Consider the following 21,642-nt stretch of genomic DNA (forward strand, 5'->3'; position numbering starts at 1 on the left):
ACGGGATCGTCTGTCCGACCCCGAGGGAACCGACATGACCGATCTGAACGCGCTGCGGGCGAGCCTCGCGTCGGGTGAGCACGAGTTCGCCGACACGCTGGCCTTCGTCTCCGCGCACTACGCATACCAGCCGCAGGCGTTCCGCAACGGGGACGTGGAGAACGCCGCGGGCGAGAACGAGGGTTCCTGCAAGACGCTGGGCCTGGCCCTGCTGGAAGGGCTGAGCGACCAGGAAGCGCTGCTGGCCTTCGGTGAGCACTACCGCAGCGTGCTCGCGACGCCGAACGACACCGATCACGGCAACATCCGCAACCTCATGGCCCACGGCCTGGCGGGAGTGAGCTTCGTGGGGCAGCCGCTGGCCCGCAAGAGCTGAACGGCGATGGCACCAGCGGGGGAGTTCCGGCCCCCGCTATCGAGCGGCCGGGCCCGGCACCGGCCGTTCTGGCTCGTCCTTCGGTGGCGGCAGCCCGGTGAGGAAGGTGCGGATCTCTCGCCTCGGGGACCAAGGACCGTGCAGAGGCCGAGGGCCCGTCGGGCGGGGGCGTGGGCCGAGGTCGATGCGGCCGCGGTCGCGGTGGACGTGCGCCAGGCCGTGACCATGAGACTCCGAAGGCGGGTGTTCGGTGTCGGTTGGCCCCCGAGGGTTTTCGATGAGCTCTGTGCGGTACGCGGGTACGGACCTCTCGCAACTGAGTTTGTACGGGTGACCTGACCGGTGTCCTGCCCCCACCCGGCAGCATGGGGCCGACCAGCCATCCGGGGCCCGGCACGACACCCTTGTCGGGTGCGCGTGACGCGGACCGGGGTGCGGGTGGCCGGCAACCAGACCGCTTGCCCGAAGTCAGGGAGCTGACGGAGCTGGGTTGGTTCCTCGTTCGTTCCTGAAACGCCGATGTGGGTGTTCTTGCCCCACGTGTGGCCGCTGAAAGCTCGGACATGGGTCCCCGACCGGTCAACCTGCTGGGAGGTCGCTGCTGGATCTCTTCCGTCGGCAGATCTCGTGGCCTTCTGCGTTGTGTGGGGGAGACCCTCCCGCGGGGCCGGTCCACGACGATCTCCCCCGTGTTCGCTTGTTCGGTCATCTCGACGACCCGGCCTGGCTTCGGAGCGTGATGGCCCGGGGCGTTGGTCGGCGAGGCGGTCCCGTCCGCAGGCTTGGTCGTCAGCGTGCTCTCGATGGTGTGGCAGGGTGGTGGGCATGTGGGCCTTCGGGGCCCGTGAAAGTGAGAGAGGTATGTCGTGAACGAGGCCGAGCTCAGGGCGCTGTTCGACGAGATCGACAAGGACGGCGACGGGCGGATCAATATCGTCGAGCTGGCGGAGGGTTTCAAGGCCGAGGGCGCCCACGGGCACCTGTCGGAAGAGGTAAAGAAGGCTATGACGGCCGACGCGAACCACGACGGGGTCCTCGACTTCGACGAGTTCCGCACCCTGCTGAAGTAGCGTCAGGCCTGACAGCGCGAGCGCCTGGTGCTGCTCCATGCGCTCGCGCCCCGGGCGCGGGCCGGCGGCGTAGCCGCAGGCCCGCAGGCCGGGTTCGCCGGGGTCCCGGCGCATCGGGCCGTTGCCCGAAGTCGCCCAGCGCTCCTCCACCGCGGCCGCGACGGCCCGGACGAAGATCAAACGGAACCAACAGAGCCCCCGGACTTCACCGAAGGCATGGATCGGCGCGGGTGAGGAAACTCTTCGTGGATCTGCACCCTGAGGAGGGGTGGGAACGTACGGCTTCCGGCACTACGTTGCCTCGAACGCCCTCGGGAACGGCATCCCGATCACCGACGTCGCGGAGTGGATGGGCCGCAAATCCATCGAGGAGACGTACCGCACGTACCGGCACCTGATGCCCAGGAACATCACCAAGGCCGCCCGGATCTTGGACGCCGGCTTTTGGGCGGCGGCTTAATTCGTCACGGGTGCGCCATCGGTTGGCACAATGCCTGGGCGCTCCACGGAGGCACCGTCCGTGTGCGGGGTTTGGGCGGCCTTGCTGACCAGCGCGGTGCTGGCCGGTGGTGGAGCCGCCGAGATCCCGATCACGCTCCTGGGCTCGCCGTCGCGCTTTCGCCGCGAGGGCGGGCCCAGGACCATCGAGCCCTGCGGGGTGAAGGAGCGCTCAGACCGCCGCTGCGGAAGGCTCGCAGGTGGTTGGCAGTTCGCTGCGGACCGTCCGGTCGCAGAGTCGCTCGACCTGCGCGGGGTCGTGAGAGACGAGCGGGTGCGCCGCGAAGCATGATCACGAATATCGGCGCAGCCCCTGGCCCGCTGCGTGATGAGAGTCTCCGTCAGTCGTGCGGGGGAGCGCGTTCACCGCCGAAACGATCCCGCGCCGCGCCCACTCAGTTTCCCCTTCTCGGCGGCAGGGCGCCTGCACCCGGATGTGGGGACGCCCTGCCGCACAACAACTGCACATGTCAGAGGCCGACTCGTGCACGCTTCAGGTGTACCCAGGCAGGGCCGGGTGGCAGGGTGACGGCACGCGGCAGCCCCGCCCCACCCGCGCGGTCCACGCTGTCGGCCCCGCCCTCGTGCCCGGACGGGCGGGCCGCGCCCGCCTCCCGGCCATCGGCGGCTGCGGCGCGGAAGCCGGGGCGGCAGGCCACCCGCCTTCGACCGCGAGGCGTACAAGCAGCGCGACACCGTCGAACGCTGCATCAACCGCTTGAAGCAGTGGCGAGGCATCGCCACCCGCTACGAGAAGACCGCGACCATCCACCTGGCCGGACTCCACATCGCGGGCATCTTCCTCTGGGCCGCTCGGTGATCCCAACGAAACGGTCTAGGTCGTACGTCCCCGGCGGCGGGCGCCCGCCGCCGGGGCACGCAGTACGAGGGGGTGGTGCTTGGTCTTCCGCGAGGACGCCCCGCGGGCTCGGCATGCCGGGCTCGCCGCCGCGCGGGCCGGCCGCCCGGCGACCGCCTGCTTCCGGTTCAACGACTCCCAACTAACCGCCGCTTGGGTTCGTGGCTACGCCAGCGACGATCAGTCGAGCCAGTCGTCGAGATCCTCGTACCTCGCCTTTGGCGGGGGCGGGCCGACCCGAAACATGTAGGCGTTCACCCGCGGCTGCGCCGTGTTCTCCAAACGCCGAATCGCCGCCTCAGTGAAGCCACAGGAGGCGATCAAGACGCCCTTGTTCGCTCCCACGTCCACGAGTTTGGAGATGAACTCCTCGACCGTCCCGAGCCCCACCGCGCGCGCGTAGTCCTTGCACTCCCAGACGATCAGGATCGTCTCTCCCGCAAGTTTGCCGCGAACGAGCACGTCGATCTGCCGAGGGCGACCACTCAGGAGACCTGGCAGGCGCTGGTCGTGCTCGACGGTCACGCCCGGATCCAACTGCCTGACGTACTCGGCGACTGCTTTCTCGTACACCCGCCATTTGGGGTCCGTCGGCGTGCGTTCAGCAGACCTTGTCATGCCCCGACCTTAGAGACCCTCACTGACAACAGGGAGAGCCCAGCATGTCCGGACGCGTCCCCGACGACGCTCTGCTGAGGTCGGCGCGGAGTTCTTCTTCCCACCGTGAGGTCGGCCGTGGGCATGTTCCAGACGTTTCTCCAGACCGGTAGACGCCCCACCTCACCGACGCCTCGGCGCCGGACCCGGATGCGACTGTCCCCCGCTCCTGCCGCGCACCTTCCGAAGCCTACTGGGGCTCGGCGAGGGCGGCCTTGAGTTCGTCGTGCAGGTCTCGCAGGCCGTCCAGGCGGCGGGCCTTGACCTCGATGCCAAGGTTCATCTCGCGCAGCACCAGGTCTGGATAGGTGGCACCGTTGCGCCGGCCGAAGTCGAAGGGAATCCCGGCACGCGCGAGTTTAGCGCCGGCGACGAGTTCGGCCCGCACAATCAGCAGGTCATCGTTGAAGGTGCGGGCGTTGCGGAAGTCGCGGCGTACGCTGCCCGTACGCTCGGGCTGCGCCCTCTCCAGGGCCTCGATGATGCTCTCGAAGGCCGTGACGGTGGCGGAGGCGAAGCTATCTGAGGGGTTGTTTCCGGTGGCCTCGGTGATCAGGTCGACCAGCGGGTGATTCTACGGGGGTGTCCATCCAGCCCTGCAGGAAGGGGAATGACGTACTCACGTGAGGTCCTTGCGGGTTGGCCGGGCGGGGAATGCGGTCATGCCCGCGACACGGCCAGCGTGCTCGGCGCCGGGGAACGGGCTGCGCGGGGATTCTGTGAGCTGCCTCCGGAGTGCTTCCATCCGGGGGACGACGGCCGTTTTCACCGTCGCGCGCAGTTGCCTGAGGCGTCTGCTCGGTATTGGGTTGGAGTTCGAGCGGCCGCGCACGGCAGAGTGGCGTCATGACTGAGCTGTGGGCACACACCCTGACCTGGGCGGAAGTGGATCCGCTGCGGCATCCGTTCGAGCTGGACGAGGGTGCGGCGAGGACGTTGACTGCTCTTGTCGTGCCCCTGCTGCCCACCCCTGAAGCTGCTGACGAGCACCGTCGACGCTCGCTGGCCCCTGTCACCGAGTTCCTGGTGGACCGGTACGGCCGGTGGGCCTGCGGGTGGAATTGGTCAGTGGGTGAGGGTGACACCGACGGTGGGATCGTCGGCGTGTGGTGCTGCGCGTCGCATTCCGTGACGACGGCGGAAGCGACCGCCCCGATGGTCGTCGCGGCCCTGCGCGAATGGCGTGACTGGTTGGAGGATCTGGCGGAGCGCTTTGCCGCCCTCGCGCCGCCGTCTCACTCGGCGGGGTCCGTGGTGGATCCCTGGCACTGGGAACGGGCGTGCACGCGGCTGGTCACCGTGGTGGCCGACCGGACTCAGGCCGAGAGCGGCTGGTACGGACACTGCATGCAGGTCCTCGAATGGTTCCTCGCCTATAACGGCATCGACGAGGAGCGAGCCGGGGAGATAGTCGGGAGCGCGGTCGGCGGACGGTTCGGTAGTTGGATCGCGCCGGACGTCACGGTGGTTGGCGCGGTGAGTTCCCGCTTCGCCCGGACCGTAGGCGGGCACCGATGACCTCCGGGCCTGGCCATCAGAGGGATGCTCTCGCCGACTGGCTGCGCATCCGTACAGGGATCGCCTGGCCGCAATGGAGCGGCGAGCGCCCCATCTCAGGGGTATCGGCTCGTGACGGCTTCCGGGACTTCTTCACGGCAACGCGCGGCGGCCGCGACCCCCAGGGAACCGCGCAAGTCCTGACCGCCCTCGACCTGGCCCTCGCCGACGCGGAGCAGGGCAGGACGCTGACCTTCACCCGCATGGCGAACTGGCAGCGGACCGTGCTGCGCTGCGACTCTGTCGGCTTCCGTGATGTGCCGGCCTTCGCAAAGGACGGACAGGAGCGCTGTGGCCTCACGCCGGACACTCGTGCGCAGTTCGAGGGCTGTCTGTCCGACAGCGTTCAACCGAATCCGCCCCTCCCCTCGCGCGCCGCCCGAACCTACCTCGACGTCCTCTTCTTTCATCCGTTCGAGGACGGCAACGCCCGCGCGGCCATGCTGGCGATGGCCTTCGTCCTGGCCCGTGAAGGCGTCCCGCTCGACCAGGTGCACCCGCTACAGACCACCCGCTGGGCTGACGACGTAGAGGGCGCGGCTGATCTTGCGGTGCTGCTCGGCATTCTGATCTCTGCGGCGGAGCGCCGCCTGTCCAGTGGGAGGCAGTCATGACCGAACGGGACGTGATGCTCAACGAGCTCGCCCAAGGTCTGCGCCCGATGTCACAGGGCATCGAATGGTTCGACGCGCTGGGTCCGCAGGAGCAGTCAGAGACGTTGTTGTTTCTGCGCCATCACTGCGTCCAGGCGCGCGCCGTCACCGAAGACGGCCCAGAGAGCATCCGCCGTGCCGGGCTGCGCTCGACGCATACGCCTGCGGTGCTCATCACACGTGGTCGGATCGATCTTCAGCTCGGGAAGATTGCCGGGCTCACCCCTCTCGACGAACGCCGCAAGGCGTTCCGGCTGCTGATCGCGGTACTCGCGATCGCCGACGGACGGCGCCGTGATCGCTTCTGTTCTGGCGGGTGCGGGCACTGGTGGCACAGGCTGTCCGCCGCTGACTGATCAGATTGGTCGGAGGGTGGCGAGCCTGACTGGGCTGCCCGGCCGTCGCCATACAGGACCAAGGACCTGAAGGTGGCCCTGCCTGCACCGACCTCGCGAGGCTATGACGGCGGAGCCTGGAGCCGGGGCAGGGGAATCACCTGTACGTCAGGCTGCTGTTCGGTGAGAGCGGCGTTGTCCAATGCGCGGAGGTTGATCGCAACGGAACCATCGGGTCGGCCCTTGGCGAGGCGCGCACGGGCTCGGAGGCCGGCTCGAGCAGCATCACCAAGTCCTCGCCCGCGAGCGTGTTCAGGGTGTCCCGCGAGGTGGTCGGCACCCTGTCGGGGAGCTGGGTGGCGGACATGATCCGGCGCAGCCGGGCCCACCCGGCAGCGTTCTTCGCCAGGAGTGTCACGCGCAGCGGGGCCTCGGCAACGTGCAGGCCGCCGTGGACCGGTGTTCGCCGTTGGGGCGCCGCCGCGGGGGAGGGGCTGGTGCGGGGCGACGGTGAGGTCGACGCCGAAGACGGGCCGGACACCGGCGGTCGCGGCGGCCTTCGCGAAGCGCACCGCGCCGGTCACGTTGTCGCGGTCGGTCAGCGCCAGCGTTCCGATCCCGCGCTTCGTGGCCCGGGCAGCCGGAGCGCTCGGTTGAGAGGTGCCGAAGCGGGCCGAAATCCCACTCGCCACATGCAGATGCGGCACCCCGTCACCCATGACAACCTCCGGATAACACCCATAAAACAGCCCAAAAACCCTGACTGCAGCCCCGGCTGAGCGTGACGGTTGGCCCGGGCCGTCCGCGGGTGGCGCCCCGCTGACCTGTTCGGCTGCAGCGTCATGGGTTTCTCGTTGCTCCGCAGCGCGGTCGATGAGTTTGTGGCTCCCGGCCAGTCCAAGCTTGTGACACCCCAGGAAAGGACACCGCCATGTCGGAGCTTCTTGTCGACTTCATCACTTCCCTCGACGGCCACGCATCGGGAGAGGGATGGCCCGGGTTCTGGGGCCTCGAGGGCCCGGAGTACCTCGCATGGCTCGGCGAGCAGCCCGAGGTCACCTACCTGATGGGAGCGAACACCTACCGCCTTATGTCGGGCTTCGCTGCAGGCCAGGTCCCGAGTGGCCAAGACGAGTTCAGGCCCGAAGAAGAGGCGTCCGTCGACGAGCTCACGCAAGCGTCCAAGGTGGTGTTCTCCTCCTCACTCGAGGGGCCACTGACGTGGGCCAACTCCACGCTCGTCCGTGACGACGCCGTCGAGGCGGTTCGCGCCATGAAGGCGAGTGGCTCGGGGCTCCTCAGCACGATCGGCAGCCTCAGCCTGTGCCGGTCCCTGCTACGAGCCGGACTCGTCGACCGCTTCCGGGTCGTGATGTTCCCGGTGATCACCGGGGCCACGGGCGAGGAACGCATCTACGACGGCTATCCGGACGTTGCCCTCGAGATGATCGAGCACCGCACCTTCGACGGCCGCATCCAGCTGGTCGAGTACAAGCCCCGCGTGCTCGAGCACCCGCCGCTCGGCGCCCCTGCGTGACGTCGCCCCGTCCGCCGGTCTGGACGGCCGCCAGGCCGGCGCCGGCGGGTGCGGAGCAAGACCAAAAGGGGGCCAGCCAACGCCAGAACGCCGAGCCGTCGCAGGTCAGCCCATGTAGGCCGCTCCCAGACCACAGTCTCCGCAAAAGTCCACCTTCCGGATACGGATGCGCCGCTCGACGCTTCCCTGGGCTGGCTGCGTAGCTTTCCAAACAAGAGCACTTGTCGGTGGGTTTCGGTATCGCGCGTTGCCCAGGGAGCGCGTGAATGTCGGTGATGAATAGGTTCTGGCACAGATCTTGGGGAGCCGTCGCGGAGCGTTACCTCGATGTTCGATTGCGAGGGACTGGCTCGTGCGAGACAGCGTACGGCTCGGCGTCTGACAGCCGGAAGTGACGCTCCATCAGGTGTAGGTCCGACCGCGACGGATCGCGAAGTCGTTTGTTACGAGTAGCCAGACCCGTGGTCGCGCTGGCCGGCCTCATGCTGATGCTGATGGGGCTGACGGTGCCACAAGCTGCTGCCGATCCATTGCGCGACACAGACCCTAAGGCCGCTGCTGCCCAGCATGACGAAGCGGTGTACGTCGTGCAGGAACGAGCGGACGGCACTGTCTACACCGCCATTTACGAGCCCGCCGCGGGTGTCACGTCTGATGAGCTGAGGGCGTCGCTGCGGCGCCAAGGCATCCGCGGTGTGCAGGACGCAGAACCGACAGCCGCGGCCGGCATCGGGACACTCGGCTGTTCCCCGATCGTCGGAACCGCGTCCGCACTGTGTGGCGCCAAGTGGTCCTACGGGGCCTACAACGACCCGCAAGTGTACTTCCTCGACCACACCAGCGACAGTTGGCCGGTGAGCGACGCCCAGGTCGACTGGTACCAGGCGCCCGGCATCGACGCCTACTACCGCTGGTACACAGCCGGCTGCCCCAGCGGCCGGCACTGCGTGCACACCTACAGCGGCAGTTACGGAACCGACTGGTACGGCCAGACCTCGTACACCACCTCCGGCGGGTACTTCGTGGACGGTTCAGTCGTCGTGAGGCTCAACGATCAGGTTACGCCGAACACCTACGCGGCACGGCGCAGCGTCGCGTGCCATGAGATGGGCCACGCACTGGGGCTGGATCACAACGGATCGACCAACAGCTGCATGTCGGTTCCCGAGTTCCCGCAGCACCCGTCGTCCCAGGACTTCTCGGTGCTGAACCTGCTCTACCCGAAGCCCGGCACCTGACAGACCCGACGTGGTGCCCCCAGCCCAGTGCCGGGCTGGGGGCAGCACAGTGCGGGTCAGTGAGCGCTTTTCAACATCGCTCTGAGCTGGCCAGATGCAGGGCCAGCGCGGCTTGGACAAGGCCTGTGATGCGGGTGGTCGAGCACCGAAGCTTGCAGAGAAGTCGCCAGGACTAGGGTGGCGACGACCTGCTCGACAAGGGCTCGGATCTCCGCGTGGGACCGGTCGACGGCCTTCCGACCTGGGGAAAACGTCTCCCATCAATGTGCGGGGCGGTGGCTCTGCTCTCTTGGGGTGCGTGGGTTGGGTAGCGGGTCAGAACAGCAGGGTGCCGTCGCTGATGAACCGCCGTGACGCGTCGATGTCTTCCGAATTCGGGAAGGGGTTCCGCCAGTCGCCGCTGCCGGGGTGGAAGCTGAGGCTGCCCGTGTCGCCGCCGGTCACATGGCGGACGACGAGGTCGGCACGGCCGTCGCGGTCGGCGTCGCCGATGGGGATCAGGTCGGTGTAGTAGCCCCAGGTGCTGTTCACCCGGGTCCGGGTGGCGAAGGTGCCGTCGCCCTTTCCGAGGTAGAGCCAGTCGACGCCGTTGCTGTCGCGGGCGATGAGGTCTCCGGCCGGGCCGCCGCCGATGTTCCCGGTGGCGGTGATCTTGTTGTAGATCCCCCAGCCGCCGCCGACCTTCACGCGCGGCCGGAAGGGCGAGCTGAGGGAGCCCGTGCCCTTGTAGAGCCACAGGACGCCGTCCTTGTCGGTGGCGAGGAGGTCGCGGCGGCCGTCGCCGCTGACGTCGAGGCCCGCGGTGAGGTGGTTGTAGATTCCCCAGCCGCCGCCGACCCTCGCCCGGGTCGCGAACGGGGCCGAGGCCTTGCCGGTGCCCGCGTACGACCACAGCACACCGCTCTTGTCCCGGCCGAGCAGATCGGCGTGGACGGTGCCGCCCAGACTTCCGGGGGTGACAATCCGGTCGTAGGTGTCCCATCCGGATCCGACGACGACCTCCGACAGGGTGTCCCGGCTGTCGCTGTTGAGGACCTGCCGGGCGTCGAAGACGGAGAGCCGGCCGCCGCTACGGAAGAGCAGGTCGGGCGCGGTGCTGTTCGAGAAGTCGTGCGGCCCCGGCTTGCCGACGACCTTCAGCGTGCCCTTCCGCTCGGTCGTCGGGCCGATGCCGTTGGTGGGCTCTGTCGTCATCCGCCAGGTGTAGTCGCCAAGGGGGGCGGCCGTGCCGTCGTCGAGCAGACCGTCCCAGCTCTGCGCCGCGCCACGGGTGGCGATGGTGAGGATGGTCCGGCGCAGGCCCGTGGCCGTGTGCGTCAGCTCGATGGTCAGCTTCCCCATGCTGATGCCGGCGGCCGTCCACGACAGCGTCGGGTCGCCGCTCGCCGTGGTCAGGTCGACGGTCGCGGGGATGTTCACGCCGGTGACGGAGTACGCGAGGGGGCGGCCGGTGCTCGCCACGAGGGTGGCGGCCGGGGTCCCGTCCGGGCCGGTGGTGACCCGGTAAAGGCCCTCGCCGTGTTCGAGGGTGGCGCCGTGGACGAGCAGCTCGCCGTCGCTGCCGGGCATGATGCGCAGCGTGATGTCAAGGAGCTTGACCGTCCGGCCGTCGGTCAGGGAGTGGGCTGTCAGGGCGTGCAGGGGGTTGGGGCTGTACGACCAGGACCCTTCCCTGTCGGCGTACGTCACCCAGTCGTCGCCCAGGAACCCGAGCACCATCCGGCCACCCGAGCCGATCGGGACGCGGATGGACTCCTCCTGTCCGCGCCCGGCCACCCGGAGGGCCCGGGAGTCGCTGCCGTAGACGTACGGCTCGGTCCAGGCCAGATGCGTAGCGGAAGCGGTCAGGGTGGGGTTGCCGTCGGAGGCCGTGAGGGCGCGGTCCTCCACGACCCGGGCGGTGGCGACGTCCACGAGGGCGGCGCGCGAGGCCGACTGCCCGGGGACCGCGTAGCGGATCACCAGGGTGCCCGGTGCGGTCACGAGGAACTCGACGTTCTGGGCGGCCGCCGGTATCCCGGTGACGACACGGTCCTCAAGCGTGCCGGCCGGCTTGCCGACGAGATGGAGGTCGACACCACCCGCCGCGCGCGGGACCCTCATGACGAGGGTCGTGCCGTGGAGCGTGGCGAGCGTGGCGGTCGCGCCCAGGGAGCTCGTGTCGATGACCGTGGGGGCGGCGCCCGTGGCCATGTCGTACAGCGTGTACGTGCTGCCCTCGGTCTTCACGATCACGTCCGTGCCGAGGCCGCCCCGGTACGTGCCCGCAGGCAGGACGGTGCTGACGCCGTCCGCGTACCGCGTCCACCGGTGGACTGTCGCGCCGGTCACGCCGTCCTTGTGCAAGCTCAGGAACCCGGTCGGCCCGTGGCCGAGGACCACGGAGTCCGGCAGGAGCGCGGCGACGCCCTCCTGGGCCGTACCACTCGGCACAGTGGTAGTCGTCGTGGCCACGGGAGTCGCGGCGCCCGCCGCGCCCGTCGTGAGCGTGCCCACGCAGGCGGCGGCGAGAGCCACGGCGACGGCGGTGGTGAGGTGGCGGCGGGGCGTACGGGCGTGGGACAAAGCTGATTTCCCCTCGGGCATCGTGGGTGCGGCGATCCATGCCGCACTCCCATGACCTCTGAGAGCCTCGCAAGGTTGTACGACCTGTACGACCAGCCAGCTGAGCGGAAGCGGATGGCGCAGGCGCGCAAGGCGCGCAGCGAGGCGGCCAAGACATCGAAGTGACCCCGGTGTGAACGGGAGTGGCGGTGGCACCGAATTGTCGTCCGTAAGGACGGGAAAACTGTCGCTGCCCATGCGGCACAGTGATAGTGATCATGGCTGTCACGGGGTGACCGACCTGTTGCCATCAGGCGCCTATCGTGAGGATCGATGGCGGTCATGGGTGTGTCTGTTCACACCACCGGTCTGCACCGTGCCTGGGGCCGGAGGTGGAGCGGCGGGCTGGGGCTCTCTTATCGGTCGGGCGCGCGTAGCGCTGCCACTGGGTTTTCGGGAGCAATGCAACGTGGCGGTGCTCCGGTAGGGCACGGGTTCGGGCGGGCGGCGGACACGGCCCCTGGCCCTCGGCCCTGTGGTGGCTCAGGAGTAGGTCATGGGGCAGCCGTGCCGTATGGAGTACTGCGCGGCGCGCAGGTAGAGAGCCACGTAGAAGGCCGCGTCCCGGTCCTCGGCCCACGGTCCTGTCCGCTCCGCCCCGCCCTCCAGGAACCATAAACTCAGTGTGAGGTTCTCGCCCGCCGGTATCGCATCCACGGGCAGTTCGACGGCGTCGGCGAGCCGCTCGGCCAGGGCGAGCACCCGCGGGGCCCCGGCGACCACTGTCTCTTCGCCGGAGTACGCGGTGCCGACGGGGAGCACGATCTCCTCCTCCAACGCGAACGGCACCAGCACACTCCAGTCGAGGAGGGCCGACAGCTCCGCATCGGTCAGCCGTGTCCTGCACAGCGCCACGAAGCCGTCCATGGACGGGCTGACCTTCTCCTCGAACCAGCCCGGCGCCTCCCCTGCGACCTGCCGCAGCTCGTAAGGGGGCAGCCCGCGCCGCTCCAGCTCGGTGTTCAGCGCGGCGGCGACGTCCCCGTACCCGTCCTCCCCGAGTTGTGACCAGTCCTGCGCGGTGACACTCACCAGATAGACACCCATGATCGCAACGTACCGGCCGCCACCGACAACGTCCCTGCCTCTCGTAGGAGCGCGGCGGCCGTGCCCACCGGTTCAGCGCCGCCTGAGGCGTGTATCAGGGCACAGGCGCCGACCGCTCGACCGCCCGGCACCCAGCGCCCTGTCAGGCTTCGCCGCGCCGGGCCCAGGTGCCTCTTCCACCCGCCGTCATCAGCGTGTTGACGATGTGCGACCGGTTGCGGCCGCCCCGAAGCAGCCGCTCGGCCGCCAGGCCGAACGCCAGCGCAGGTCCCACGAGACCGAGGGTCTCGCCGGTGCCGAGCGCCAGCCCCGCGCCGGCGAGCCCGAGGCCGGTCTCGGCCGCGGCCCAGGCGAGCCGCCCGGGCCGCTCTCCGGAGGCCGGCAGCTTCCGCCGGACCGCCCGGAGCAGTGCGGGGAGGGCGTCGTCGGCCGCCGCCGCGTCCCCGGCGCGCAGCGCCGCCTGGAAGGCGTCGCGCCGACGGGTCACGACCTCGTCCTGATGGATCTTCGCGATGTCCTGCCAGCCCAGTTCGGCGACCGCCGCCAGGTTGCCCGGGGCCATCCCGTGTTCCGCAGGGGCTGTGGCCCCGGGGCCGGCGGGCTCGAAGAGCGCGTCCGTCGGACGCCCGAGGTAGAGCCCGATGTCGGCCGCTTTCGGGAGCGACCGCGGGGACGCCCCGTCGGTGCCCAGCGTCCGCTGCACCGCTGCGTTCCAGGCCTGCGTCGCGGTGTTCCACATCGCCGTCCTGTGTGGCGGGTCCGTCGCGTCGAGCTGGGCGAAGAGCACGGCCCTGCGGTGCCGGTTCGACGGCTCCACGTGCTCGTCGAGATAGGCGAGGGTGCGTTCCACCGGGGCGTAGTCGTGGCCGGGGAGCCCCGGCAGCTCCGCCACCTCCTCCAACACGTCGCGGTACGAGCAGGGGCGCGTCACGGCGCTCGTGCCCAGCGGCACTCCCGCCTCGCGGGAGAAGTGATGCAGGGTCCAGGCCACGGCCTCCAGCCTGCGCCGGATCACCCCGCCCTCCTCGTACCGTGCGCCCAGCGCGGTACCCCGCGCGAACAGCGGCCCGGGATTCGCCTCCCCGCGCTCCAGAACGGCTTCGGACAGCCTGACCAGGGGCTCCGCCGTGTCGAACGAAGACGAGAGCCAGCCGGGCTCCAGGGCGCGGTGCAGGCCGGTGGTGACCAGGGCGAAGGGGTCGCTGCCGGCCGGAGCGGCGGTGGTGCAGCGCAGGAACGACGGGCAGCCGCGCACGAAGGACCGGAAGTCCTCCGTCTCGAACAGCGCCTGTACCGCATGGCTGTCGATGAGCTGCACGTCGCTCAGCACCACCGTGTGCCCTAGCAGGGCCTGGATCTTCAGCATGACGGCCAATGACGTGTCCTGCGGACCCCACCCGGACACGCGCAGATGCTCACCATCAAGCCAGTGGGCATAGATCTCCATGGTTCCCCTTCCCCCGCCGAGCGAGGGTCTCCCCCTCGGCAGCAGACCCTACGATGAAGAAGCCAACTGCGCTAAGTGCCTGGTCGGTTGGGGCCCGCCCGCACACCCCGCACTGCCCCAAACCGAGACCGCGATGGCACAGCCACAGCGCGGCGGAGATCCCGGGGCGGCTTTGTCCACGACAACGGGGTCCGGCACAACTTCTGTGGAGCTGCGCGGACCGGGCTTGTTTCCTTCTCAGGGCCTACCGCTGACCTGTAGGTTCCCGGCGTGCTCCGGCCTCGGGAACCAAAGGCTCGGCTCGGCACCACAGAAGTCGTGCCAGAACCACTTTCGGTTCTGGCACAGATCTTGGGGAGCCGTCGCGGAGCGTGACATCGTTGTTCGATTGCGAGGGGCTGGCTCGTGCGAGACGGCGTACGACTTGTCACCTGACAGCTGGAAGTGACGCTCCATCAGGTCTCTCCCGTTCGCTGCTGTGGTCGGCGGTCGGCGGTGGGCGGTGATGGTGCTGGTCATGCAGACCGACGAGCTGTTCTGGGGCGCGCTGGTGTTCGAGGGGATCGACGAGGTGGAGGTCGAGGCGGTGACGGCCGCGTTCGGCACGGTCGAGGCAGGCGCACGACACGCCCAAGATCAACCCGATCGAGTGCGTAGCTGAGCCTGTACCTGCCTCTGCAGATCAGCTTGTACGCAGACATGAGGTTACCCAGCGTCCTGTGCCCTCTGCGCTTCCTTCTGCCAGTGGTCAAGGTTGCTTCGAACAATCCGCAAGTGAGGATGGTCCTCACCTAGTACCCGCACCATGTGCTCCAGCAGTTCTTTGGAATAGGTGACGGCGCCGACGACATCACCCGCTTGCCCACGCCAATGGGCGGAGCTGCCCCAGGCAGCCAATGTGGAGGGATGGTCCTCACCTATGAGGCGTCGGCGAGCCTGAAGAAGATGCTCGTACGCCTGCGCGGCCCCGGGCGCGTCTCCTGCCTTCCCTCGCCATAGGGCGAGGTTGTCCTGGGCGATGAGGGTGTCGGGGTGGTCTTCGCCCAGCACCCGGATCCGGTCGGCCACGAGTTGAGCCAATGCATGCGCGGCCTCGGCCACGCCCCCAACCTTCCCCTGCCATACTGCGAGGTTGTTCCGAGTGATGAGGGTGTCGGGGTGGTCTTCCCCGAGCACCCGGATGTGGTAGGTCAGGAGGTCGGTGAAGGCCTGCAGGGCGCCGGCAGTATCCCCCGCCTCTCCCGTGTAAGACGCGAGATTGCTCCGGGTGACAAGGGTGTCGGGATGGTCTTCGCCGAGTATCCGGATCCGGTCGGTCAGCAGGTCGGCGAAGGCTTGCACGGCCCCGGCAGCATCCCCCACCTCCCCCCGCCAAAAGGCGAGGCTGTTCCGGGTGTCGAGGGTGTCAGGGTGATTCTTGCCCAGGGCCCGGATCCGGTCGGGCAGGAGATCGGTCAAGGCTTGCACGGCCCCGGCAACATCCCCCGCCTGCCCTCGCCAGTAGGCAAGGTTGCTCCGAGTCATGAGGGTTTCGCGGTGGTTCTTGCCCAGGACCCGGATCTCGTCGGGCAGGAGGTCGACCATGGCCTGCACGGCCGCGCCAGGGTCGCCCGCCTGTCCCCATGAGGAAGCGAGGTTGCTCCGCATGACGAAGGTGTCAATGTGGTCTTCACCCAAGCGGCGACGGCTGGTGTCAGCTAGGTACTGGAACTGGTTGACGGCTGTGGTGACCTGACCGGATGCCCCGATGCTGCTGCCGAAGCGGTGCAGCACCGCGTGCGCCTCCCGTCGGTACAGGGCGTCTTCGGCCTGGCGGGCGAGGGCGCCAGTGTTGGTGCGCAGGACCTGGGCGAGGTCGGTGTCACGTTCGATGTCGGGCCATGTCGCAAGGAGTGCATCGGCGGCGGTGCGGGCGGTTTGGAGGTGTTGGCGCCAGGCCCTGTGCACAGGGTGATCCAGCAGCACCGCGTCGTGCGTACTGATGTCACCGCGTCGTGCCGTCTTCGCGTTGTCGGTTCCTGACGGTCTTCACCGACAAGCCAGAGGCCGCAGCGATCTCCCGAACCGTCTCGCCCTGTTCCCGGCGGAGCCGGATTGCATCTCCCGTCAGCTCGGGAGCCGGCCGGCTGACCCGTTGTGCCTGTTCGCTGGTGCGCCGTTCGTCGTCGGGGATGAGGCGGATGATCGTCTTGCAGGACACTCCTGCCGCGCGGGCGATGCTCGTTGCGGATTCGCCGGCCCTGTAGCGCAGCAGGATCTGCGTGGGGGAGAGGCCCAGCTTCGTCCCGGGTGCCGGGGTACGACGTGGGGGCTTGGGTTGCGGCTGTGGTGGTGTGGCGGGTTTCCGGGGCGGGTGTCCGCGCCACTGGTCGTCGGGAATCCGTAGGCGAATGGTTGTCTGGGACACCGTGAAGGCTTGGGCGAGGCTGTAGGCGCTCTCGCCCTCTCGGTAGCGCTGGCGGATCTCTTCCGCTGGTAGATCTCGTGGCCCTCTGCGTTGCGTGGGGGAGACCCTTCCGCGGGGACGGATCACGTCCTTGGGGATGCGTCGTCGGATGGTCGAAGAGTGAACCCCGTAGCGCAGCCCCAGAGCGGTCAGCGACTCACCAGCCGCATAGCGTCGGATGATCTCCTCTTCGGGCAGCCGGCTGGCGACACGTTTGCCGGCCAGTGACGCGGTATCGCTGCGGGAGCGGCGCGATTGCTGGGGGAGTCGCGACCACACCATGGGCTTGGTGATACCGAGCGCGGACGCGACTTCAGCGCCGGACATCCCTGACCGGTACAGCCGCACGACCTCGAGGCGCAGCTCCTTCGCCTCGGGGGATTCCGGCTGGTTCTGGTGTCGCTGCCGGGCCGCATCGACCGCGCTTCGCCGTTCCCCGGCCGGAATCTGCCGCTGCACAGTGTTCTTGCTGATCCCCAGCTCCCTGGCCACCGCGCGAACGCTGACACCTTCCCGGTACCGGCGCCTGATAAGACCGGCGACAGCGTCCGCGACCATCCCCTGCTCCCTCCCTTGATCACCTGGCCAACGAGGAAGTGCGGCCTGAGGTTGCGCGGCACGCCACCCCGCAGGACGGGACCGCCAGCTAGGCCTGCCGTGCTACCGCCGAGGGCGCATTGTTCCCATCCCTGAGCAATGCGCCCCTCGACCTCGCCAGCATGCCCGTCCGTCCTTGAAGAAGACGACCAGCACCACGCAGGCGCGCTCAAATCGAAGGCGCCGATGCGCCCCTGAGTCTTTGAACCGAAGGCGAACGCGGGACGTAGGTGGCGTCGGGTGGCCTTGTGCTGTGCACGTGACTGCTGACTTCCTTGACTGTCCTGGAGCCGGGCCGTCGGCTGGCACCGTGACCGCAGTGCCGCCTCCGTGCTACGTGAGGCCGGTGCTCTTCGATCAAGTCCTCTTGGAAGGGCAAGAGTTCGAGTTGTTAGCAGAGGGACGCCGCCGGTAGGCGGTCTTATGGACGCTGACCCACAGCCACGCGCCGCGCGGCACTACGTCACGGACCTTTCCGGTGGATCGGAGGGCGGCGTCGGTTTGCCGCCCGCGCTCGGGGGTGGGTTGCGGGCGGCCGGTCCTTCGGGCCCCGTCCTGTCGGATGCCGTGTCCCGAACCGTACGGCGTGGTCGGCGAGGGACGCCTGGCGGGAGGGGCGCGGTCCGGGTCCGTGGGGGTGAGCGGACCGGGCTGAGCCGGGCTTGGCTTTGTTCACGAGACTGGGTTCTGGTGAACAAAGCCGCAGGTATCGCGCTCAGACGGTGACACCTACCGTGCTCCGGCTGCCGGACACACGCGCCCCGCAGTGGGAGATCCCGGAAATCGCTGCATCTTCCGGGGGACGGATTCACAGCCGAAACGATTCCGGAAACCCGCGGGTTGACGCTCCATCCGCCCGCCCCGGCCAAGCACCTCGCCCTTGCCAGACGGCGCTCGCGGCGGTGTCGAATCCGCGCCGCCTCGGCCCGCGCGTTGAGTGGGGGCACAAACGCAGGCGTACTGTCACTCAAGGGCATCTGCCGACGACTGCGGGAGATTGGGCCGGGGCCCGCCCGCACAAGCCAGCACTTCTGCTGCTGAGGAGTTCATGAACACCGTGAACATGGACGACCTGTCCACGGAGTCGATGAAACCGACGCGCACAGCTCTTCACTGGCCTGCCCGTGGATGTCGACAGAGGCGGCCAGGCCCCCGACTGTGTGGCCACGCCGGGCAGCTGAGCGGACACGCCTCGCGACGGCGCCCTTTGGTGGCGTCGCGGTCCACGAGTGTTCGGGAAGTTTGCTGCGAGGTTTGTGCGTCCCGGCAGACGCCCGGTCACGACGTCGGCGGGTCCGCCGGCTTGGCTCGCTGCGGGTGGAACGTCTCGTGCCGGACCAACATCGCCACGCACTCGGCGATCTTCCGGGTGCGCGTCTCGGCCCGCTTGGCGGCGTTGACCCGGCTGATGAGGGCGAAGCGGTTGGCCTTGGTGAGCACCTCGAACATGGCCTGCGCCGCTGATTCGGCGGCGATCGCAGCTTGCAGGTCGGCCGGCACCTCCGCTTCCGATGACGGCGCATAGGCGGCCGTCCACCGGCCGTCGGCCTTCGCGGCGTCCACTGCGGCGCGACCGGCAGGCAGCATCAGGCCGGCCGCCTCCAACCGGGCCACGTTGGCGACGTTGCGCTGGGACCAGACACTGCGGGGCCGGCGAGGGGTGAGCCGCCTCCAGGAACTCTCCTCGTCGCGCTTGCGGGCTTGCCCGTCGATCCAGCCGAAGCACAGTGCCTCGTCGACTGCCTGCTGCCAGGTCAGCGTGGTGACCGAGCCGCCCTTCCTGGTCAGGGCGAGCCACACGCCAGGAGAGGTGGTGTGGTTGTCCAGCAACCACGCGCGCAGCGCCGCGCTGTCAGCAACGATCAACTCATCCAGCTCGGTTCCGGTCACCACCACAGGTTAGTGCCGCAACCTGGTGCTGCCTGTCGCGGTGACTCGTTGAGCCCGCAGCGTCGGTGTCGGCCCGGCTCGCCCTCACCGAAGCCACTGTCGTACGACTCGCACCTGCCTGGTGCTCCTGGATGTCGTACGCCGACATCGCCGAGATCGGCGGGCGCTGCCTCGCCGATCTCGGCCAGCGACAACGCGCGCACCAGCTCATGGACGAAGGCATCGCCCTGCTGCCCGGCACCCGCTCCAAGACCCGGGCCATGTTCCTGACCTACCAGGCCGAGACGCGACAAGCCGCTGCCGACGAACAAAAACGGTGCCGCGGTCGGTTCCTACAGCCGTGCTGCCAGAGCGACCTCAAATCCCGCTTCCACCACTCCAGCATCCCCCCGGAACCCTGGACCCACCTGCCCGGTTCAAGAACGCCCGCTCACCCGCAACTCGGGCCTGTTGTGAAAGTGCTGGTCACGAGTGGTCTGGTGTACATGGGTGGCGTCGTTGTCAGTGGTGTTACGCAAGATCGGCACAGGGCTGAGTGCGGCGTGCCGTGTTTCTACCTGGCCGGTGTGGGGGTGACGACAAGGTCGGTGCAGGCGGGGTCGGGATGGGGCGCGATCTGGCGGGCGACCGCGCGGGTCCAACGTGCGGTGGCCGCGGCCGGATCGCTGTCGGCGGTGGTCGCGAACCAGATCCAGCCGTCGCCGTAGTCGCTGTCCGGGACGATGCCCACGACGTACCGGTGACCAGGCTCGAGCGGCAGGTAGGCGGGCTTCGTCATGGCGTAGCCGCTGCCTGCCTGCAGAACGGACTGGCCGACCGTCATCTGCTTGGGCGGCGTGCCCTTGAGCGGCTGGAGGATCGTGACCGCGGACACGAGCGCTCCTCCGGCATCGGCGCTCTCCTCGCGATACACGACCGTCCGGTCGACGCTGACCAGGGCGATGGTGTGGGCATAGCCGGCCTTGTCCTCGTCGGTATCGGTGGCCGGCAGGCACAGACCATGCGCGCCGGAGGGCGGACCCTCGCCGGCGGGAGTGTCGAGGGTGGTGTACCAGGCGGCGCCCGCGGTCGTGAGGACGGCTGCGGCTGCCAACACACTCAGGGTGGTCCGCTTGTGCTTCACGCTCAGCCCCAGATCCTCTTGTAATTGGCCTTGCCAACGCCGGTCGGACCGGTGACAGGCGGTCTGGCCACGGCCTTCCACATCAGAGAGAACAGTCGATCGCCCTTATGGCACAGGCCAAGCGCGTGGCCGAGCTCGTGCGCGGCGACGGACTGCTGGACGCCGATCTTGCTGAGCTCGCCCGGCGGCTCGTGCTTGTTGAGGTAGATGTAGTCGGTCTCCGCCACACCGCCGCGCCGGTGGTAGTAGCCGCCGTGGCCGTCCTTCTTCTTGTAGTCCCGCCATTCCAGGTCATTGACCGTGGTCGCCGTGTCCCCGCGGATCTTGACCTTCGACAGCGGACTTCGCCCGCTCCGTCACCGTCGTCCACCGCCGCTCGACCCTGCGCGCTTCCAAGGCCATGCAGAACCGGGCCTTCGCAGACGACAAGATCTCCTTCGCCTTCGACAGCGAGATCGCCGAGATCAAGTCCGAGAACGGCATGCTCGCCGGCGTCGCCCTGCGAGACACCTTCACCGGCAAGACCCGCGACCTCGACGCCACCGGCCTGTTCATCGCCATCGGCCATGACCCGCGCACCGAACTCTTCACCGACCAGGTCGACCTCGACGACGAGGGCTACATCAAGGTCGAGGCGCCCTCCACCCGCACCAACGGCACCGGCGTCTTCGCCGCCGGCGACGTCGTCGACCACACCTACCGCCAGGCCATCACCGCCGCCGGCTCTGGCTGCCAGGCCGCACTCGACGCCGAGCGATACCTCTCAGCCCTTGCCGACATAAGCAAGGCCACCCCCAGCGCGTCGCTCGCCTCCTGAAGCAGTCGTCGCCGACAGCCTCAGGTCCCCCTGAACACCAGCTCCTGCCCGTTGCGTTGGCGGACACGACGGGCAGGAGCTGGGTCCATGGCGCCCGCAAATCGGGCGCCCGCCCTACGGAACCGGCTCGTAGCTGACGAGAGCCGCAGGGCAGTCCTCGCCGAGACCGAGGAGAGCCTGACGTTCGGCTTCATCGGCCGCGAGGTTCCAGCGCAGCTTCGTGCCGACCCAGGTCGTCGCGTAGGTGCAGTGGTACGAAGCATCCGAGGGCAGCCATTCGGCCGGGTCCTTGTCACTCTTGGATCGGTTGGACGCCGCGGTGACGGCGATCAGGGTGTCGGGGCTGTCCTGGTCGTTCGCATAGGCTTCCCGCCGCGCAGGGCTCCACGGCGTCTGCTCGGAGTCGTACACCTCAGCGAGCGGCACGAAGTGATCCACATCGAGCCGGGCCGCGTCGGTCACCACGACGCCGTCGTACGGGCTGAGCCAGGATCCGCCGGTCAATGCACAGCCAGCCGCGATCTGGGGCGCTTCGACTGCTTCGGTGAGGATGACCTCCTTGCGGGTGTTGCACCCGTCGGTCGCGTTGAGGCCCTTGTTCCAGTGCTTGTAGAGAGTTCGGCTGTACCCCTCGCGGTGCTCGGCGGCGACGGGGATCTGGTCAATGGCCTCGAAGAGCGTCAGCAGTACCTGAGTCGACGGACCCGGGGCACCGTGGAGCTGTGTCCGCTGGACATGCGAGACGTCGGCCACAGCTGGCAGGGGCGTTGCGAGGACGGGAAGGGCGGCGAGGGCGAGGGCGGGCAGAGCGCGCAGCATCAAGTTGGTGATCATGTCTCGCGTTGTAGCCTCGCTACCTCTCCGCCCGGAAGGCATTCCCGGGCCAACTCA

At 68.8% G+C, this 21,642-nt stretch carries 20 protein-coding genes and 4 pseudogenes; 11 read left to right on the forward strand and 13 right to left on the reverse strand.

Features of this window, described 5'->3' with window-relative positions:
* Positions 1–34 precede the first annotated feature (34 nt).
* The 4 genes and pseudogenes from SGA01_RS13430 to SGA01_RS13450 all read left to right on the forward strand — a co-directional run.
* Positions 35–376, forward strand: coding sequence for a HopJ type III effector protein (locus SGA01_RS13430; protein ID WP_141296743.1), 342 nt, complete (start codon positions 35–37; stop codon positions 374–376).
* An 866-nt stretch (positions 377–1,242) separates the two neighbouring features.
* Entirely contained in the window at positions 1,243–1,446 is a 204-nt protein-coding gene (locus SGA01_RS13435; protein WP_055645667.1) for an EF-hand domain-containing protein, read from the forward strand.
* Positions 1,447–1,673: 227 nt separating this feature from the next.
* Positions 1,674–1,906 (forward strand): annotated as a pseudogene (locus SGA01_RS13440) (site-specific integrase); the annotation flags it as partial.
* Positions 1,907–2,569: 663 nt separating this feature from the next.
* A pseudogene (locus tag SGA01_RS13450) lies at positions 2,570–2,764 on the forward strand (IS5/IS1182 family transposase); the annotation flags it as partial.
* A 219-nt stretch (positions 2,765–2,983) separates the two neighbouring features.
* Here SGA01_RS13450 and SGA01_RS13455 read toward each other — a convergent pair.
* Entirely contained in the window at positions 2,984–3,421 is a 438-nt protein-coding gene (locus SGA01_RS13455) for a restriction endonuclease (protein ID WP_141296745.1), read from the reverse strand.
* A gap of 229 nt (positions 3,422–3,650) precedes the next feature.
* Positions 3,651–3,848 (reverse strand): hypothetical protein, encoded by a 198-nt coding sequence (locus tag SGA01_RS13460; protein WP_141296746.1) that lies wholly within the window; start codon positions 3,846–3,848, stop codon positions 3,651–3,653.
* Between the two features lie 458 nt (positions 3,849–4,306).
* Here SGA01_RS13460 and SGA01_RS13465 point away from each other — a divergent pair, with 458 nt between their 5' ends.
* Genes SGA01_RS13465 through SGA01_RS13475 form a run of 3 tightly spaced genes read left to right on the forward strand, consistent with a single transcriptional unit; the run spans position 4,307 to position 6,026 of the window.
* Positions 4,307–4,978, forward strand: a complete 672-nt coding sequence (locus tag SGA01_RS13465) for a hypothetical protein (RefSeq protein ID WP_229918421.1) — start codon at positions 4,307–4,309, stop codon at positions 4,976–4,978.
* Complete coding sequence (locus tag SGA01_RS13470) at positions 4,975–5,631, forward strand: Fic family protein (RefSeq protein ID WP_141296747.1); 657 nt, start codon at positions 4,975–4,977, stop codon at positions 5,629–5,631. Before SGA01_RS13465 ends, SGA01_RS13470 begins: the two co-directional genes overlap by 4 nt.
* The gene (locus SGA01_RS13475) at positions 5,628–6,026 is read left to right on the forward strand and encodes a DUF5958 family protein (RefSeq protein WP_141296748.1); all 399 of its coding nucleotides are present in this window, start codon (positions 5,628–5,630) and stop codon (positions 6,024–6,026) included. The genes SGA01_RS13470 and SGA01_RS13475 overlap by 4 nt, the downstream gene beginning before the upstream one ends.
* Before the next feature lie 101 nt (positions 6,027–6,127).
* Here the strand turns inward: SGA01_RS13475 and SGA01_RS13480 are convergent, their stop codons facing one another.
* Positions 6,128–6,724, reverse strand: a complete 597-nt coding sequence (locus SGA01_RS13480; protein WP_174867303.1) for a PHP domain-containing protein — start codon at positions 6,722–6,724, stop codon at positions 6,128–6,130.
* A 212-nt stretch (positions 6,725–6,936) separates the two neighbouring features.
* Here SGA01_RS13480 and SGA01_RS13485 point away from each other — a divergent pair, with 212 nt between their 5' ends.
* The gene (locus SGA01_RS13485; RefSeq protein WP_141296749.1) at positions 6,937–7,542 is read left to right on the forward strand and encodes a dihydrofolate reductase family protein; all 606 of its coding nucleotides are present in this window, start codon (positions 6,937–6,939) and stop codon (positions 7,540–7,542) included.
* A gap of 461 nt (positions 7,543–8,003) precedes the next feature.
* Positions 8,004–8,780 carry a matrixin family metalloprotease gene (locus SGA01_RS13490; protein WP_141296750.1) on the forward strand — a complete coding sequence of 259 codons (777 nt, stop codon included), beginning with the start codon at positions 8,004–8,006 and terminating at the stop codon, positions 8,778–8,780.
* Between the two features lie 70 nt (positions 8,781–8,850).
* Here SGA01_RS13490 and SGA01_RS13495 read toward each other — a convergent pair.
* The 4 genes and pseudogenes from SGA01_RS13495 to SGA01_RS13510 all read right to left on the reverse strand — a co-directional run.
* A pseudogene (locus tag SGA01_RS13495) lies at positions 8,851–9,040 on the reverse strand (IS5/IS1182 family transposase); the annotation flags it as partial.
* A 55-nt stretch (positions 9,041–9,095) separates the two neighbouring features.
* Complete coding sequence (locus tag SGA01_RS13500; RefSeq protein WP_141296751.1) at positions 9,096–11,345, reverse strand: FG-GAP repeat domain-containing protein; 2,250 nt, start codon at positions 11,343–11,345, stop codon at positions 9,096–9,098.
* 522 nt (positions 11,346–11,867) lie between these two features.
* The gene (locus SGA01_RS13505; RefSeq protein WP_141296752.1) at positions 11,868–12,431 is read right to left on the reverse strand and encodes a hypothetical protein; all 564 of its coding nucleotides are present in this window, start codon (positions 12,429–12,431) and stop codon (positions 11,868–11,870) included.
* 142 nt (positions 12,432–12,573) lie between these two features.
* Positions 12,574–13,797, reverse strand: a complete 1,224-nt coding sequence (locus tag SGA01_RS13510; RefSeq protein ID WP_141296753.1) for a hypothetical protein — start codon at positions 13,795–13,797, stop codon at positions 12,574–12,576.
* Positions 13,798–14,395: 598 nt separating this feature from the next.
* Between SGA01_RS13510 and SGA01_RS41005 the strand changes: the two genes are divergently transcribed.
* Positions 14,396–14,539 (forward strand): hypothetical protein, encoded by a 144-nt coding sequence (locus SGA01_RS41005; RefSeq protein ID WP_167534080.1) that lies wholly within the window; start codon positions 14,396–14,398, stop codon positions 14,537–14,539.
* 44 nt (positions 14,540–14,583) lie between these two features.
* Here SGA01_RS41005 and SGA01_RS13515 read toward each other — a convergent pair whose 3' ends face one another.
* From SGA01_RS13515 to SGA01_RS13535, 5 genes are all read right to left on the reverse strand, one after another.
* A complete protein-coding gene (locus tag SGA01_RS13515; protein ID WP_229918420.1) occupies positions 14,584–15,843 on the reverse strand; it encodes a tetratricopeptide repeat protein in 1,260 nt (419 codons plus the stop codon).
* Positions 15,844–15,862: 19 nt separating this feature from the next.
* Positions 15,863–16,816, reverse strand: a complete 954-nt coding sequence (locus tag SGA01_RS13520) for a hypothetical protein (RefSeq protein ID WP_141296755.1) — start codon at positions 16,814–16,816, stop codon at positions 15,863–15,865.
* Between the two features lie 1,383 nt (positions 16,817–18,199).
* Positions 18,200–18,814 (reverse strand): YdeI/OmpD-associated family protein, encoded by a 615-nt coding sequence (locus SGA01_RS13525; RefSeq protein WP_218037831.1) that lies wholly within the window; start codon positions 18,812–18,814, stop codon positions 18,200–18,202.
* 550 nt (positions 18,815–19,364) lie between these two features.
* On the reverse strand, positions 19,365–19,904 hold the full coding sequence (locus tag SGA01_RS13530; RefSeq protein ID WP_141296757.1) for a hypothetical protein: 540 nt from the start codon (positions 19,902–19,904) through the stop codon (positions 19,365–19,367).
* A 32-nt stretch (positions 19,905–19,936) separates the two neighbouring features.
* Positions 19,937–20,161: an ImmA/IrrE family metallo-endopeptidase gene (locus SGA01_RS13535; protein ID WP_141296758.1), complete on the reverse strand. Its 225-nt coding sequence runs from the start codon at positions 20,159–20,161 to the stop codon at positions 19,937–19,939.
* 116 nt (positions 20,162–20,277) lie between these two features.
* Between SGA01_RS13535 and SGA01_RS13540 the strand changes: the two are divergent.
* Positions 20,278–20,751, forward strand: a pseudogene (locus tag SGA01_RS13540) (NAD(P)/FAD-dependent oxidoreductase); the annotation flags it as partial.
* Between the two features lie 114 nt (positions 20,752–20,865).
* Here SGA01_RS13540 and SGA01_RS13545 read toward each other — a convergent pair.
* The gene (locus SGA01_RS13545) at positions 20,866–21,585 is read right to left on the reverse strand and encodes an HNH endonuclease family protein (protein ID WP_229918419.1); all 720 of its coding nucleotides are present in this window, start codon (positions 21,583–21,585) and stop codon (positions 20,866–20,868) included.
* Between the last annotated feature and the right edge of the window lie 57 nt (positions 21,586–21,642).

Source organism: Streptomyces gardneri, assembly GCF_006539185.1.
Classification (GTDB): Bacteria; Actinomycetota; Actinomycetes; order Streptomycetales; family Streptomycetaceae; genus Streptomyces; species Streptomyces gardneri.